The sequence below is a fragment of the Lentzea xerophila genome (assembly GCF_051094245.1).
Classification (GTDB): domain Bacteria; phylum Actinomycetota; class Actinomycetes; order Mycobacteriales; family Pseudonocardiaceae; genus Lentzea; species Lentzea xerophila.
In genome coordinates, this window is sequence record NZ_CP194934.1 from 4,358,766 (window position 1) to 4,372,842 (window position 14,077).

The 14,077-nt window shown below is 66.8% G+C and carries 15 protein-coding genes; 9 read left to right on the forward strand and 6 right to left on the reverse strand.

Annotated elements, in window-relative coordinates; translation table 11 throughout:
* The first annotated feature begins 58 nt into the window (after positions 1-58).
* On the forward strand, positions 59-454 hold the full coding sequence (locus ACRSBM_RS20780) for an SsgA family sporulation/cell division regulator (RefSeq protein ID WP_434445287.1): 396 nt from the start codon (positions 59-61) through the stop codon (positions 452-454).
* Here ACRSBM_RS20780 and ACRSBM_RS20785 read toward each other — a convergent pair.
* Both ACRSBM_RS20785 and ACRSBM_RS20790 read right to left on the reverse strand, forming a co-directional pair.
* Positions 451-1,011, reverse strand: coding sequence for a GNAT family N-acetyltransferase (locus ACRSBM_RS20785; protein WP_434445288.1), 561 nt, complete (start codon positions 1,009-1,011; stop codon positions 451-453). The two genes, ACRSBM_RS20780 and ACRSBM_RS20785, sit on opposite strands and share 4 nt — an antisense overlap.
* Positions 1,008-1,472 (reverse strand): FxsA family protein, encoded by a 465-nt coding sequence (locus tag ACRSBM_RS20790; RefSeq protein WP_434445289.1) that lies wholly within the window; start codon positions 1,470-1,472, stop codon positions 1,008-1,010. The genes ACRSBM_RS20785 and ACRSBM_RS20790 overlap by 4 nt, the downstream gene beginning before the upstream one ends.
* Before the next feature lie 130 nt (positions 1,473-1,602).
* Between ACRSBM_RS20790 and ACRSBM_RS20795 the strand changes: the two genes are divergently transcribed.
* From ACRSBM_RS20795 to ACRSBM_RS20810, 4 genes are all read left to right on the forward strand, one after another.
* The gene (locus ACRSBM_RS20795; protein WP_434445290.1) at positions 1,603-2,991 is read left to right on the forward strand and encodes a KamA family radical SAM protein; all 1,389 of its coding nucleotides are present in this window, start codon (positions 1,603-1,605) and stop codon (positions 2,989-2,991) included.
* Between the two features lie 481 nt (positions 2,992-3,472).
* Positions 3,473-4,801 (forward strand): hypothetical protein, encoded by a 1,329-nt coding sequence (locus tag ACRSBM_RS20800; RefSeq protein WP_434445291.1) that lies wholly within the window; start codon positions 3,473-3,475, stop codon positions 4,799-4,801.
* On the forward strand, positions 4,798-5,367 hold the full coding sequence (locus ACRSBM_RS20805) for a hypothetical protein (RefSeq protein WP_434445292.1): 570 nt from the start codon (positions 4,798-4,800) through the stop codon (positions 5,365-5,367). Before ACRSBM_RS20800 ends, ACRSBM_RS20805 begins: the two co-directional genes overlap by 4 nt.
* Positions 5,368-5,387: 20 nt before the next feature.
* The gene (locus ACRSBM_RS20810) at positions 5,388-6,689 is read left to right on the forward strand and encodes an AAA family ATPase (RefSeq protein ID WP_434453152.1); all 1,302 of its coding nucleotides are present in this window, start codon (positions 5,388-5,390) and stop codon (positions 6,687-6,689) included.
* On the opposite strand, the gene ACRSBM_RS20815 is transcribed toward ACRSBM_RS20810, so the two are convergent.
* Complete coding sequence (locus ACRSBM_RS20815; protein ID WP_434445293.1) at positions 6,670-7,881, reverse strand: IS110 family transposase; 1,212 nt, start codon at positions 7,879-7,881, stop codon at positions 6,670-6,672. The genes ACRSBM_RS20810 and ACRSBM_RS20815 overlap by 20 nt on opposite strands.
* Here ACRSBM_RS20815 and ACRSBM_RS20820 point away from each other — a divergent pair.
* Positions 7,850-8,758: a hypothetical protein gene (locus ACRSBM_RS20820; RefSeq protein WP_434445294.1), complete on the forward strand. Its 909-nt coding sequence runs from the start codon at positions 7,850-7,852 to the stop codon at positions 8,756-8,758. The two genes, ACRSBM_RS20815 and ACRSBM_RS20820, sit on opposite strands and share 32 nt — an antisense overlap.
* Positions 8,759-8,859: 101 nt before the next feature.
* Here ACRSBM_RS20820 and ACRSBM_RS20825 read toward each other — a convergent pair whose 3' ends face one another.
* Positions 8,860-9,411 carry a hypothetical protein gene (locus ACRSBM_RS20825; RefSeq protein ID WP_434445295.1) on the reverse strand — a complete coding sequence of 184 codons (552 nt, stop codon included), beginning with the start codon at positions 9,409-9,411 and terminating at the stop codon, positions 8,860-8,862.
* Between the two features lie 109 nt (positions 9,412-9,520).
* Here ACRSBM_RS20825 and ACRSBM_RS20830 point away from each other — a divergent pair, with 109 nt between their 5' ends.
* Positions 9,521-10,003, forward strand: a complete 483-nt coding sequence (locus ACRSBM_RS20830) for a MarR family winged helix-turn-helix transcriptional regulator (RefSeq protein ID WP_434445296.1) — start codon at positions 9,521-9,523, stop codon at positions 10,001-10,003.
* Between the two features lie 154 nt (positions 10,004-10,157).
* Here the strand turns inward: ACRSBM_RS20830 and ACRSBM_RS20835 are convergent, their stop codons facing one another.
* Positions 10,158-11,147 (reverse strand): hypothetical protein, encoded by a 990-nt coding sequence (locus tag ACRSBM_RS20835; protein ID WP_434445297.1) that lies wholly within the window; start codon positions 11,145-11,147, stop codon positions 10,158-10,160.
* On the opposite strand from ACRSBM_RS20835, the gene ACRSBM_RS20840 reads away from it, so the two are divergent.
* Positions 11,059-11,835: a universal stress protein gene (locus tag ACRSBM_RS20840; protein WP_434445298.1), complete on the forward strand. Its 777-nt coding sequence runs from the start codon at positions 11,059-11,061 to the stop codon at positions 11,833-11,835. The two genes, ACRSBM_RS20835 and ACRSBM_RS20840, sit on opposite strands and share 89 nt — an antisense overlap.
* 61 nt (positions 11,836-11,896) lie before the next feature.
* Here ACRSBM_RS20840 and ACRSBM_RS20845 read toward each other — a convergent pair whose 3' ends face one another.
* On the reverse strand, positions 11,897-13,516 hold the full coding sequence (locus ACRSBM_RS20845; protein ID WP_434445299.1) for an IS1634 family transposase: 1,620 nt from the start codon (positions 13,514-13,516) through the stop codon (positions 11,897-11,899).
* A 99-nt stretch (positions 13,517-13,615) separates the two neighbouring features.
* Here ACRSBM_RS20845 and ACRSBM_RS20850 point away from each other — a divergent pair, with 99 nt between their 5' ends.
* Complete coding sequence (locus ACRSBM_RS20850; protein WP_434445300.1) at positions 13,616-13,972, forward strand: hypothetical protein; 357 nt, start codon at positions 13,616-13,618, stop codon at positions 13,970-13,972.
* Positions 13,973-14,077: the final 105 nt, after the last annotated feature.

Below are 14,077 nucleotides of genomic sequence, written 5' to 3' on the forward strand. Positions count from 1 at the left end.
CGATCGCGAAGCGCGCGCGTGTGTAGAGCAGCACCCTCACCGTGGAGGAGGAACGGCGATGTTCAACGAGACCAGGGTCGGCACTGCCACCGTCGTTGAGTTCGTCCGGCCGGACGGTTCCATCGAGCCGATGAACGTCGACCTCCACTACCGCTCAGCCGACCCGCACGCCGTGACCATGCGTTTTCACGCCAGGGACCAGGAGTCGGTCTGGCTGGTCGGGCGCGAGCTGCTCGCGGACGGGCTGGGGTCGCCGGCGGGGCTCGGTGACGTGCGCCTGTGGCCAGAGGAGGGCGATCGGCTCGTGCTGGAGCTGTTCACCGAGGACTCGCACGCCGTCTTCCACCTGTCGGCCGCGGAGCTGGAGCGGTTCCTGGACTCCACCTACGCCGCGGTGCCGGCCGGGCGGGAGACCGTCGACTTCGACCTGCTGGTGAAGGACCTTCTCGCCTAGAGGCGCAGTCCGAGGACGAGCTTGTCCGCGGAGTCGACCACACGGAAGCCGAGGTGCTCCCAGAAGCCGACCGCGTGTGTGTTGTGGTGCCGCACGTGCACATGAACGCCCTTCTCCAGACGTTCCAGCACGGCGCGCACGACCGCGCCCCCGAACCCCTTGCCCTTCGCGCGAGGCAGCAGGTTCGCGTGCATGTGCGCCGGATAGTCCAGCGCCAGCGTCGGGTCGACGCGCGCCGGCTGGTGGATCTGCTGCACGACCCGGTTCGCGTCCGGCGTCAGCGGATAGCGAACCCGCAGGTCAGGCCACCAGTCGCGGTCGCAGCGGTCCTCGAACGCCTCGCTGTCGGCCGCCGCGAGCGCATACCCGCAGACCCCTTCGTCGTCCTCCACGACGAACACCAGGTCAGACTCGAACGCCACGTACGGGCCCACGTAGGCGTGGCCGAGCAGGCGCGGGTCGTCGAACAGGTGACGCGCGCCGAGGCCACCGTTGCCGGTGTCCAGGCAGATGTCGTAGAGCGCGTCCAGGTCAGCGGGCCGGTACGCGCGGATCACCTGAGCTCGGGCCGCTCGGTGATGACCACCGGGTCCGCGTCGACGTCGAGGACTTCACCTTCGACGACCTGACCGGCGCCGAAGCGCCGTTCGTGCTCGAACTTGAGCGCCGCCGCCTCGGCCTTCCGCGCGATCCGGCGGCTCACGATCCGGCGCGTCGGCGGGAACAGCAGGAACAACGCCGCCACGTCGCTGATGAATCCCGGCACCATGATCAACGCACCGGCGACCGCGATCAGCACGCCGTCCGCCATTTCCTGGTGCGGCTGCTGGCGCTGCAACACCGACTCGCGGAACGCGGCCATCGTCTGCGCGCCCTGCCGGCGCACCAGTGACAGTCCGACGAGGGTGCCGACCAGGAGCAACGCGATCATCCAGAGCCCGCCGATGGCGTTGCCGACGGCGACCATGACCGCGATCTCGGCGAAGAACCCGAGCAGCAGCAGCGCGAAGAGGGGCATGCCTACTGAACGTACGGCAACCCTCAAATGCTCCCGACCCACCCTCCACCAGGGCTTGATCTGAAATATTTACGGCGAGCTAGCGATGTGACAGGATATCTTTACGCGACCTCGACGCTGAGGAGTACGGATGACCGCGCTGCACGACGCCACCACGGCGCTGGAGCGGCTGGACCGCCAGCCGTACACGTACGTCCGCCGGGAGCTGGTCGAACCCGACTGGCGACGCTTCCCCGGCTGGTCACACGTGACCGAGGCACAGTGGCGCGACGCCCAGTGGCAGCGGGTGAACTGCGTCAAGAACGTGAAGCAGCTCCGCAAGGTCGCCGGCGACCTGCTGACCGAGAAGTTCTACGACGACCTCGCCGCGGACCAGGAGAAGTTCGCGACGATGTCGATGCTGCTCCCGCCGCAGATGTTCAACACGATGGCGGTCGACGCGGCGCTGGTGCCCGACGAGTTCACCGAGGCCTTCCTGGCCGACCCGGTACGCCGCTACATGCTGCCGGTCTCCTCGGACCGCGACCCGCACTGGCCGTCCCATCCGCACTCCCAGCGCGACTCGCTGCACGAGGCGGAGATGTGGGTCGTCGAGGGCCTGACCCACCGCTACCCCACCAAGGTCCTGGCCGAGATGGTGTCGACCTGCCCGCAGTACTGCGGCCACTGCACCCGCATGGACCTGGTCGGCAACTCCACGCCGTTGATCGACAAGCACAAGCTCACCCTGAAGCCGGTCGACCGCCAGGACCAGATGATCGAGTACCTCAAGAAGACCCCCGGCGTCCGCGACGTGGTGGTCTCCGGCGGCGACGTGGCCAACGTCCCGTGGCCGCAGCTCGAGTCGTTCCTGATGCGCCTGCTCGACATCGAAACCGTCCGCGACATCCGCCTGGCCACCAAGGCACTGGCAGGCCTCCCCCAGCACTGGCTGCAGCCGCGCGTGGTCGAGGGCCTGGAGCGCGTGGCCCGCACCGCCTCCCGCCGAGGCGTCAACCTGGCGATCCACACCCACGTCAACCACGCCCAGTCCGTCACGCCCCTCGTCGCCGAGGCCGCGCGGACCGCGCTCGAGGTCGGCGTGCGCGACGTGCGCAACCAGGGCGTGCTGATGAAGGGCGTCAACGCGACGTCGGACGACCTGCTGGACCTTTGCTTTGCGCTGCAAGGGGAAGCGAACATCCTGCCGTACTACTTCTACATGTGCGACATGATCCCCAACGCAGAACATTGGAGGGTGTCGGTCGCGGAGGCCCAGGAACTCCAGCACTCGATCATGGGCTACCTGCCCGGCTACGCCACGCCGCGGATCGTCTGCGACGTGCCGTACGTCGGCAAGCGCTGGGTCAACCAGCTCGCCGAGTACGACCGTGACCTGGGCATTTCCTACTGGACGAAGAACTACCGGACCGGGATCGAGCTGGAGGACCCGGAGGCACTCGACCGCCGTTACCCCTACTACGACCCGATCTCCACGCTCGGCGAGGCCGGCCAGAAGTGGTGGGCCGACCAGAGCTGACGGGCCACGATGGGGCCATTTTCGGGACATCTCCCGGAGACGGCCCCATCGGCATGTTTTGCCTGGTCAAGACCCATCGTGTCTCATTGGGCCGCGACGTCCAATGGCCCCACGATGGCCCAGGAAGTCCAATGTGGATAGACGTGACCGTCTACAGTGGCCAGCACAAGGCGGGTATTGGTCCATCTACCGTCGTCGACCCGCCGCCCATGCCTCTGGGTCATCAGGACGCGCACCACATCAGCGCCGAGCACCGGGGTCGCAGAGATAGGGTCGTCCCCTTCGCTTCTTGAAGAATCCAAGTCGAGTTGGAATTTCGCCTTGGAGTCGGTCAGGCATATAAAGTCCGCAGCGTGCCTCCAGAGGACTTGATGCCGAACCCGCAGGTAAGCCGGGTTTCGCGCGCTCTTCTGCGGTCTCGACGCCGGCGCAACTCTCTCTTTGGGCCCCTCCTCCCACCCGAGCGGACGATCTTGAAGCGTTGGCTCTGGTCACCCAACTGGATGACGCAGGAGCCAGCACGGATGACCTCTACGAGTGGCAGGCCGCGATGGCCGCGGCGGACGGGCTCGCGCTCTTCTTCGGGGCCTTGAAGGACGACGGCACTCTCGATCCCGAGTGCGACGACTTTGTCCTCTGCGAGTGGCACGAGGACTGGGTCCTGTTCGGCCGAGACGGCACAGAACTGGTCTCGGGTAAGCATCGCAGTGCTGATACAGGTGCGTACACCACAGTGAACCTTCTTGCCGACAAAGGCGGCCTCGCGCACCTGTTCAACCGGTGGTTTGCGTTGGAGCAGGAGCCGATGTGCCGCCTTGTCACTACCGGCGGACTCACCATTGGTCCTGCGCGAGACCTGAAGCATGCCGCCAACCGTTTGCAGGTGCTTCGTGCCGCAGGAAACGAACTGGTTCTTCAAGAAGAGGAACTTGCGGTCGTCAGACAGCTGCACAAAGCGATCAAGGCTCACGATGAGCGCACGGCAGTACGCTGGAATCCCAAGGATGAGCCGGGAGTTCCAGAGCAGGAGCAGATTCGCGAGGTCGTGGGTTTTCTCGCGTCGCTACGGATCACGACTGTTGAGATGAGTGTCGGCGTGGTTCGCGACGCCGCTCCTACGACGTACGTCAAGCCTGTGCTTGAGCGCATGGGTCTCAGCACCGCCCATTGTGAAGCGGTGTGGCAGGCAGTGTTGTCGATCTTCCGCAAACGCATGCAGTCCCACGGCGAGACCAGTTATGGCGACCTTCCAGCGGTTCTACAACGTGACCGGAGCGGCGGCGTTGATCCAGATGTTCGCCGTCGCATCTCGCAGAGATTGGTCAAGCTGGAGGACATTCTTGTAGCGATCGAGACCGCGATCGCGTTTCCGGACGCCTTCGCCGTTGTGCCGCCTCTTCCAGCTGTTTCGCGGGTTGAGATCAAGATGTCTGTGGGCGGCTGTTCCCCGAACGCTGTCGGTCGAGCTACGGCGCTGCGTGTCGATTACGAGGATTACTGGCGGGATCAGGAGAGCGGTGATCCAGGTGCACGGGCCGCACGGAAGAAATTCGAAGGACTGCTCCGCCGGGCCAGCGATCACGAGATGGGCGACCTTGAGCTCTCCGGCACCACGCTCTGGAGAGCCTTGGAGCGGAAGCTTGTCGAACTGCAGGAGGCTGGCCAACTTCCTGCAGGCGTCGACAGCGACATCGCACTCGGTGGTATCTGCGATCTGTCGAACCGGTGTGAAATCTGGTTCGGCCCGAAGTTCGACATCATCGCGATGATCGCGAGCAGGCGGTCAGACGGAATGGCGGTGCAGCCGTGATCGACTTGGAGAAGTCCGAGCTCGCGATGCTCCGCGAGGATCTCGCCTATCACCAGGCCAGAGTCCTCCTGCTGGTCGCCGCGGTGGCCGGCGCCGACGGACACGCCAGCAAGCTTGACGGCCTCACCAAGCTCGCCAAGCTCGACTTCCTGCTGCGCTATCCGGCGTTGGGCCCTGTGGTGCTGGACGATCTCGACCAGGACGACCCGCGGCTGCACCTGCCCATCGAGCAGGATGCTTCTCCTACGGATGTGGAAGCACCGATGATCAGGTATAAGTACGGCCCTTGGGACGACCGCTACTACGCGATTCTCGGAGCGCTGATCGGCCGAGGACTGTTGCGCTATGTCAAGTCCCGCAGGGGAAGCATGGCGGTGGCTCCCACACCGGCTGGTCGCAAGGCCGCCGCCAGGCTCGCCGGCAGCACCGAGTGGTCGAGCGTCGCGGAACGCAGTGCCGCCATCGCGGAAGCGTCCTCCGGTATGACGGGTCACGACCTCAAGGAACGGATCTACGACCGATTGGCTGACTTGATGAACCGCCCGCACCGGCAGGAGATCCGGTAACGACTCGCTTCCGGATCGACCTGGTCCGCCTCGACACGACCGAGGGCCCGGCAGAGTACCGCTTCGCCTCCGACCTGACCGTTCTTGCCGGTCCGACCGGGGTCGGGAAGACGACCCTCCTCGAACTGATCAAGTTCGGATTTGGACTTGATGCGACTCTGGCTCCTGTCGCTGAGAAGTACATCGATGCTGTGACCTTGCAGGTGAAGATCGGCGACGAGCAGCTCCAGCTCACCCGGAGTCTCGATCGGTCCAAGCGAAGCACGGTCCGGGTGACCGACCTCATCACGCAGGAGCGGCTGCCGGATCACAGCACGAGACTCGACGCCGAACACTCGCTGAACTCGTTGCTCATGAGGTCGTTGGGCCTGCGCGACGATCTGCGTGCCAGCACCGAGAAGGGCAAGAAGGCAGGCAACCGCGTCAGTTTCGCGGACGTCCTCACCTACCTCTACATCGCTCAGCGGCAGATCAACCACGACATCGCCCACAGCCAGGACAGCTTCCGAGAACCCAAGCGCCGCATCGTCTTCGAGCTCCTGTTCGGCCTCACCGACGCAGAGATCCTCGACCTCCGCACGCAGTCCAACCTCCTTCAGGAAGAGATTCTCAAGGCCGAGGGGCGCCACAAGACCGTTGTCGGTTTCCTGCGAAACAGCGGCACCCGCGAGAAGGCAGACGCAGAACAACAGCTGCGGGCCGCAGCGCTAACTGAGACAGACGCACGCCAACGACTGGCTCAGCTGCGCAACGAGCTCGACCCAGTGGCGGACAACCACACCCGAGCCTTGCGCGACCTGCTCACCGAAGCCGAGCGCGGCACTGCGGAGCTGGCCGCGAACATCGCAGAACTCGACCGCCGCCAATCACAGCTCACCGCCGAACGCCAACGTGTAGAAGCGGACCTGGACCGGCTCAGCCGGATGCGTGAAGCCAACCTGGTGCTGGCCAACATCGAATTCACCGTGTGCCCGCGGTGCATGCAGTCCGTCAAAGAGCGGAACATCCCTGCAGGCGCCTGCCGTCTGTGCCTTCAGCCGGACCCCGTCGACGAGACCGTCACGGACGAGAAGTACGAGACGCGGCAACTGCGTGAGCAAATCCTGGAGATGAGCGAGCAGATCGTTGCCCTGAGCGGCCAGAAGTCACTCGTGGAGCAGACGATGGCGGAGAAGAACCGGCTGATCGGCATGCTCAACGCTCAGATCGAACAGCGGACCGCTGACCGAATTAGCCCCCGGCTTCAAGCGTTCAGCGACGCCGCCGAGGCGCTGGCCAAGTCCAGGAGTTTCAATGATCAGGTCAAGCGGCCTGGGCTGTGAGTGGTGAGCGATGAAACTCCCGGCCGTCACGCAGCAGTGCCCAGATGACGTCGACCAGTCGGCGTGCCAGTGCGATGAGCGCTTGGGTGTGACGCTTGCCCTCATCTCGTTTGCGCGGATAGAAGCGTCGGGACGGGCCGTCCTGGACCTTGATCGAGGACAGGGCGGCCAGGTAGAAGACGCGGCGCAGGCCGCGGTGGTAGCGCTTGGGCCGGTGCAGGTTGCCCCGCACTCGCCCGGAGTCGCGTGGTACCGGGGCGAGTCCGGCGTAGGCGGCCATGCGGCCGGAGTTGCCGAACGCCGCGCGCAGGTCGCCGCCGGTGTCGGCCAGCAGCTGCGCACCCAGGATCGGTCCGAACCCGTCGACGCTGGTGATCGGACCGGCATGCGGATGTTCACCGAAGCGCTCGGTGATGTGCTTGTCGAGATCCTTGATCTCGCGATCGAGCTCGAGCAGCTGCCGGGCCAGTCTGATGATCAGTGGCGCGGTGATGGTTTCTGTCGGCAGGGCAACGGTTTGCTCGGCCGCAGCGGCAATCGCTTTGTCCACCATGGACGGAATTCCCTTGGGCCACGCGCCACCGGCACGCAGATGCTCGGTCAGGCCGCCCGCGCCCGCGTCCCGGATACCGGCCGGGGTGCAGTAGCCGGTGAGCAGGACCAGTGCCGAGCGGGTGGAGTAGTCGAAAGCGCGTTCCAGGGCGGGGAAGATCGAGGCGAGCAGTTCACGCAGCCGGTTGACCCCACGCACCCAGTCGGCCATCAGGTCCTCGCGGCGCGCGGTCAGGATCCGCAGGTCGGCCGCGATCTCGTCCGGGTTGCTCACCTGAGTGAGGTCGCCTCGCAGGCGGGCGGTCTCGGCGATCGTGCGGGCGTCCTTGGCGTCGGTCTTGCCCTCGCCGGGAAACGCGCCGGCCATCCGGTTGACCAACCGGCCCGGCACATACAGCACCGGTTGTCCCGTCTGCAGCAGCAGCGCCAGCAGCAACCCCGCCGTGCCCGAGGTCATGTCCACCGCCCACACCACCTCGCGGGCCTTGCGCCCCGCGCGGGCGATCAACTCCTCGATCGCCGCCTGGCCGTTGACCACCTTCTGGCTGAACACGACCTTGCCGGAGTCGTCGACCGCACACGCGTGGTGACCGGCCTTGCCGACGTCGATGCCCACCCAGATCCTCTCGCGCACCGCCATGCGGTCCGCCCTCCCCTTTCCATCGCTCAACCCCGTGGACGGCCCCGCCAGCAGCTCCATAAACAGCGACCACACGCACACTTTTCAATCAGCGGCCAGGGCGTCCAGAACAGCGAGGCGGCTACTCCCGGAGAGCCACCCAGCGGCAAGCAGACATCAGCCACACCCCGCCGTCCTGGGCATCCAGAACACCTCGTCCTGGACATCAACAAGCTTATGGAGCGATCAGGAGCGGTGGGAAGGCATCCTTCGGCAGTGGGATGTCGTCGCCGACCTCAAGCAGCACTCGATCACCCTGACCTCCAAGCGTGCGGGGGTCGAGGAGGAGATCAAACTTGCTCGGCAGGCGCTGGAAGACCGACGCACTGAGGTGATCGACGCGCTCAGCAGGGAGTTCGCCGAGACCGTGGCGAGGATCGGGATCCCTGGCGTCAACTCCGCGGCCATCGACCCGAAGAAGTACCTGCCCGTGATCAACGGTGGGGTGTTCTCCAAGAACAACCAGCTGGCCGGCGGCATCACGACCGCCACGCAGATCGCCTACTGGTGCTCGCTCATCGCCGTCGCGCTGCGAACCCCTGACTCGCCCTACCCCATGTTCCTGTTGATCGACAGTCCTCGCATGGCGCTTAACACCGCCGCGAATGTCAGCAAGGCGATGTACGCCCGGCTCACCACGCTCGTCGGCACCCTGCCTGGCCGGCTGCAGGTAATCATCGCCGACAACGAACTACCCGACGACTACCGCGCCAGCTACGAACAGATCAACATCAGCTACGCCAAGCCCACCGTCTACACCATCGACCACCCAGGACCGAACGCGGTCAAGCCCATCGGAACAGACGCAAGCCAGGACAAGACCGACCAGAATCCGTGAGGTTCGGGCGGGTCGAGGGCCTCCTCGCCATGAGCAGGACCTCGACCTCGCCGGCTGAAGCTCAGCACTTCCAGCACCGAGGTTCTGCGGCAGATAGACAGTTAAACGAGGAGCCCTTGCCCGGAAGTTCGGCCGGAATCGGCCATAAGGGTCACCGCTCGCCTGCATCTCTCCAGACCTAGCAGCATCTTCACCTCTGGAGTTCGAAGATCGGCTAGCCGGGTGGATCTTCTGACCAGCAAGAACAGCAAGTCATGCTGCGCGGATGGTGCTGTCTTCTCACGCGTGGCCAGCCCGCTGACCAGGCGAGACGGGCCGAATCCCGATCGTCTTTGAGCGTCGAGGAAGTCCAGAAATCCCATCTTCATTACCACGGAGATCATCAGAACTCCGGTGGAAGCAACGACTCGTGAACCATGCCACGCGACCAGGCTGACCACATAGTCATCACCGGGCCGGAACGCGTGGCCGTCGGGCGGGCGGAGGTGGACGTTGCGCAGCTGGATCTCGCCGAAGTCGGCGTTGGTGCCGATGGTTCCGCTCTCCGGCACCTTCTGGGGCTCGCCACACCCCGCGGCTGTCACCGTCAGCAGACCGCCGCCGCGATAGATGCTCCTCGAACGATCCCTGTTGACGGCATGATCTCTCCTCATGTGGTTCCTCCCGTTTCACAGCCCGCTGATGCCGATCCACAGTGGATGCTCGTGGCGGCCGGCGGTTCGTCTCGGTGGCGACCGACCGCTGGTGGGGTAGAACTGAGCCATGACTCGGTCCAAGGTCGGCTCCAGCGGCGTCGACGCTCTCGCCGACGCCGTGCTCACGGCGTCGCGCCTGCTCGTCGCCGTGTCCGCGCGTTCGATCGCCGCCTCCGGCGACACGATCACGCTGCCGCAGTTCCGCGCGCTCGTAGTGCTGCAGAGCAGAGGGTCGATGAAGCTGACGACGCTGGCTGACCACCTCGGCGTCAACCCGTCGACCGCGACCAGGACCGTCGACCGACTGCTCGCGCTGGAGATGGTCGCGCGCCAGCCGAACCCCGCCTCGCGCCGCGAGGTCGTCATCGAGCTGAGCGAGTCCGGCCGGAAACTCGTCCGGGACGTCACCCGCCGGCGCCGCGTCGCGATCAGGAAGATCGTGGAGCGAATGCCGGAGGCCCAGCGACAGGGCCTCGTCGACGCGCTCAACGCCTTCACCACCGCGGGCGGAGAACCGCCGGTGAACGGTAGCGATCTGGGTTGGATCTGACCTCGCCTTCCACGCGGTGCCCACTTCCAGTGGGTACCGCACGATCCTCGTGACCCCCTCGCGCGACCAGGCCGTTACCAGAGCAACGCCGATACAACAGTTGCATGTACCAGACGTTTCCAACTTCGCCGTCCTGGCCTACGCGCGGTGACGATCAGGCCGCCGAGCCAGCCGGGGTCGGCGCCGGCCAACGCCTCCGCAGCCGCCCGGTAGTGCGCAGGTTGGCGTTGACCGACCCGATTACGGCGTCGTTCTCGAGCACGAGTTCGCGGATCACCGCGCCGGCGTCGAACCGCAGCACGCGGGCACCCGTGGACACCCCGGTCAAGCACACGATCCCGTACGGCGCGGTACCGCCGAGGACGTCGACCACGACCTTGCCCGCTCCGGTCGCCTCGACCACCACGTCCGGCGGCAGCCGCGCGGCCAGGGTCTCGGACTCCTCGTGGTGGTATGTCGCGCCGAACTCCCGCACGAGCCGCGGTTTCGGGCCGTCGCTCACCCTGTCGAGCACGTGCACGTCCAGGCCTCGCTGGACACCCAGCATCGCCGTCAGCAGGCCGATGGGCCCGGCACCCGTCACCAGGACCCGCTCCGATGCCGTGCTCGGTGTATTTGCCGTTGCGGCACATGTCGAACTCGCCCGCGGCGCAGGCTCCACAGGGGACAGGATCACGCCGGCGCACCACACCGGCAACGAGGTCTCCCGTGCAAAAGCCACTGCCTGCGGCGCTTCCCGGACACGGGCAAGCGACTCGTGACCGAGCACGAGCCGTTCGGCTCCCGCCGGTGCACGGCCGTAGTCTCCGCGAACGATCATCTTGTCGGTGCCACAGACTACCCAGCTCGTCACGGTCAACCGCCCGCGGAGCGGGTCGCCCACCTTTCGTCTCTGCAACGTTTCCCCAGGGCAAGGATTTCGGCCGTGCACCGCGGGCGTCGGGGTGCATACGGTGACTTGCAGGACGACGACAGGCGCTGAGGCGTTCGACGTTCTTCCCCACCGACGCCGTCGAGCTCCGTTCCGACGTGCACCGCGAGCTTCGAGGTGAGACATGTCAGCTGCCAACCCGTTCGCAGAGCCCGGTCGCCGAGGAGGTGTCGTCGCGGGCTTCGACGGTTCCGACCGCGCATGCGAGGCCATCCTCTGGGCAGCGGCCGAAGCTGCTCACCGCCGCCTTCCATTGCTGCTCGTTCACGCACATCTCACGGCGGTCACCAGTGCGTGGGGCACCGTGGCGGCGCCTGGCTGGGGTGCGGCCGCCGTGTTCGACGACACGCCACTCCTCCGCCAGGCCGAGGAGCAGGTCGCCGCCGCCGCGCTGGAGTGCCGACGGGCCCAGCCCGGTCTGGACGTCGACATCGAGGTCGTGCCCGGCAGGGCCGCCACGGCCCTGGCCGAGACGGCCCGGACGGTCGACGCGGACCTGCTGGTGGTCGGGCCGCCCGAGCCGGGGGTGCTGGCACGCGTCGTGGCAAGTTCCACGGCCGGGGAGTTGGTGCACCGGGCGGACCGGCCCGTCGTCGCCGTACGCGGCGGGCCGGCGAACAGGAGCGGCCCGGTGGTCGTCGGGGTCGACGGCACGGCCGAGACCATGCCTGCCCTGCGGTTCGCCTCCGCCTACGCGGACCGCCACGGGTGCGAGCTGCGCCCGGTGCGCGAGGACGTCGACCCGTTGCTCGACGAGTCTGAACACGCTCGGCTCCTGGTCGTCCGCGACCGCGGGCACGGTGTCGTGCACAGGGCGGTGTTCGGTTCGGTCAGTCGTGCCGCGCTCACCCACGCACGGTGCTCCGTCGCCGTGGTGCCCGCTTGCCCGCTGACCGTCTAGACCCGCGTTCCGCACATGGGGGTTGATCAACTTTGGTGATCATTTCCGAGGTGGGATTTGATCATCTTCGCCTGGTTGGATCAACCTCTAGCAGGGCCAGGAGTGTGGCCTGTAGTGGTGGTGGTTGCGGGATGCCGGGAGGTTCGTTCGCGGTGGCAGGGATGAGCCGGAGCCGGGCCAGCGCCTCGAAGATCAGCCGGCCGGTGGGTTTGGCGGGGCGTCCGACGTAGAGTCCGTCGAGTGTGGTGTGCGGGGCGATCGCGAGTCGTGTCTGGCGTTCGATCAGGCAGAAGATCAGCAGTGCCAGGCAGATCACGGTGATCAGCGCGGCGATGCGCCGGTTGTTCTTGAGGAACAGCGGCGCCACCGCGAGTGGTCCCTTGAACGCGCCGTAGCGGCGTTCGACGGTTTCCTGGCCCTTGTAGCGGCGCAGCACTTCGGCCGTGTCGGCGTCGGCGGGATGAAGGTTGGTCAGCAGCGCGTGCCAGCCGTCGAGGGCGGCCTCGGCGGCCAGGGCCTGGTCGTCGAACTCCCAGGCCAGGGCGGGTTTGCTGGTGGCGGGGTCGGTGCTCACCGTGGCGCGCAGCAAGGCGCTGACCCGGCGGGCCTTGCTGATCGTGGCGATCCGGGCGGTGACTGACGCGGCGTCGGGATAGTGCCGGCTGCCCAGCCCGCGTGCCAGCCGCCCCAGGTCGGCGCGGGCCTGGGCGAGTTTGCGTTCTCGTGCGGTGACGGCGGCCTGGGCGCGGGCGGTGGAGTGCACGAACACCCGGCGCAGCGTGAGCACGGGGTCCTTCTTGCGGGGCCCGGTCAGCGTCATAGTGTCCTCGAGCACCCGCCACCGGCCCTGCTCGGCGGTAGGCTTTCCCAGGTCTCGTTCGGCCACGTGGTCGACCTCGACTGCGGCGTGGATGTCCAGCGTGGCAAGGACAGCGGCCGGGACGTAGGTCTTGGACGCGGGCGCCAGGAACGCGACACCGGCATCAGCCATCGCCACAAGGTTGCTGTAGGACACCAGTTTGGAATCCCCGACCAGCAAGAAGTCCCGCGGCGCGGCCATTTTCGTCAGCGCGGTCATCGCCGCGACGACCTGAGTCACCTCGCCGGCGTTGCCGTCGTAGGCGCGGTGGAACACCGGGACCGCGCCGTCGGAGGTGACCGCCAGCCCGGCCTGGATCTGTTTGAGGTCGTGGCGGCGGTCTTTGGGGTGGCCGTACTTCGGGGCCGGGTAGTCCTCGTCGTTGCCGGCGAAGTCCCCGTGCAGGGAGATCGAGGTCATGTCCCAGTGCAGCCGGGACACCTCCAGCCCGAACGCCGAGATCGCCTGGGCCCCAACGGATCCGATGATCCCGTCCAGCTCGGGCGCGATCGCGTCCAGCGCCCGGCCGATCCGGTCGTCGTTGAGCAGCTCGGCGGCGATGCCGAAAACCTCCTCGACCGCCCACTGGCCGGCCCATTCCGATACCCGGACCAGCGGCGCGGGCGAGGTGAGCCGGTTCGCGATCAGCGCCTCGATCACCTGGCCGTGGCTCAGATGCGCGAGATCACGCACCGGACACGCCCGGTCGATGATCCCGGCCAGGTCCAGGCGGCGGCAGTAGTCGGCCACGACCGGCAACGCGCCCAGCGACTTCTCCAGCCTCGCCGTCACATACCGGGCCCGCTGTCCACGTTGATCCACGACCGGACACCCTGGCAGAACTCCCTGATCAGGCAGCCACTGGGCCGCCTGATCAAGTCACTCACTTCTATGTGCGGAAGACGGGTCTAGAGAGGCCGGATGCACGAACAGCCGAGCGGGTTCACGTCCGGCCTGCGCATACTCATCGTGTTCGTCGCCGCCGAGGTGGCCTTCCTGGCGCTGACACTGGTCTTGTACAGGGCCGCGGACCCCGCGAGCGCCGAGAGGGGACAGCTGCCCGACAGCGGACTGCTGGTGCTGCTGCTGATCGTCCCTCCTCTCGTTGCCGCGCTCGTCGCGATCGCGGTCACGGCGTTGTCCGGTGCCGAATCGTGGAGCACACGGCTGCGTCAGGAGCTCGCCCTCGGGTCCGGTGGGCGCCGGTGCGGCGATCGGGCTCGGCGGCCTGCTGATCACCATTCCCGCTGCCACGGCGTGGATGCACTGGGCAGGTGACCGGGCCACCTCCTCCGTCGGTGAGGCGCTGGCGGACCGGGAGCTTCCCGCCGGCGCGGCCGTGACCGCGTTCCTCGTCATGTGACTCATCGCGCCCGCGGCCGA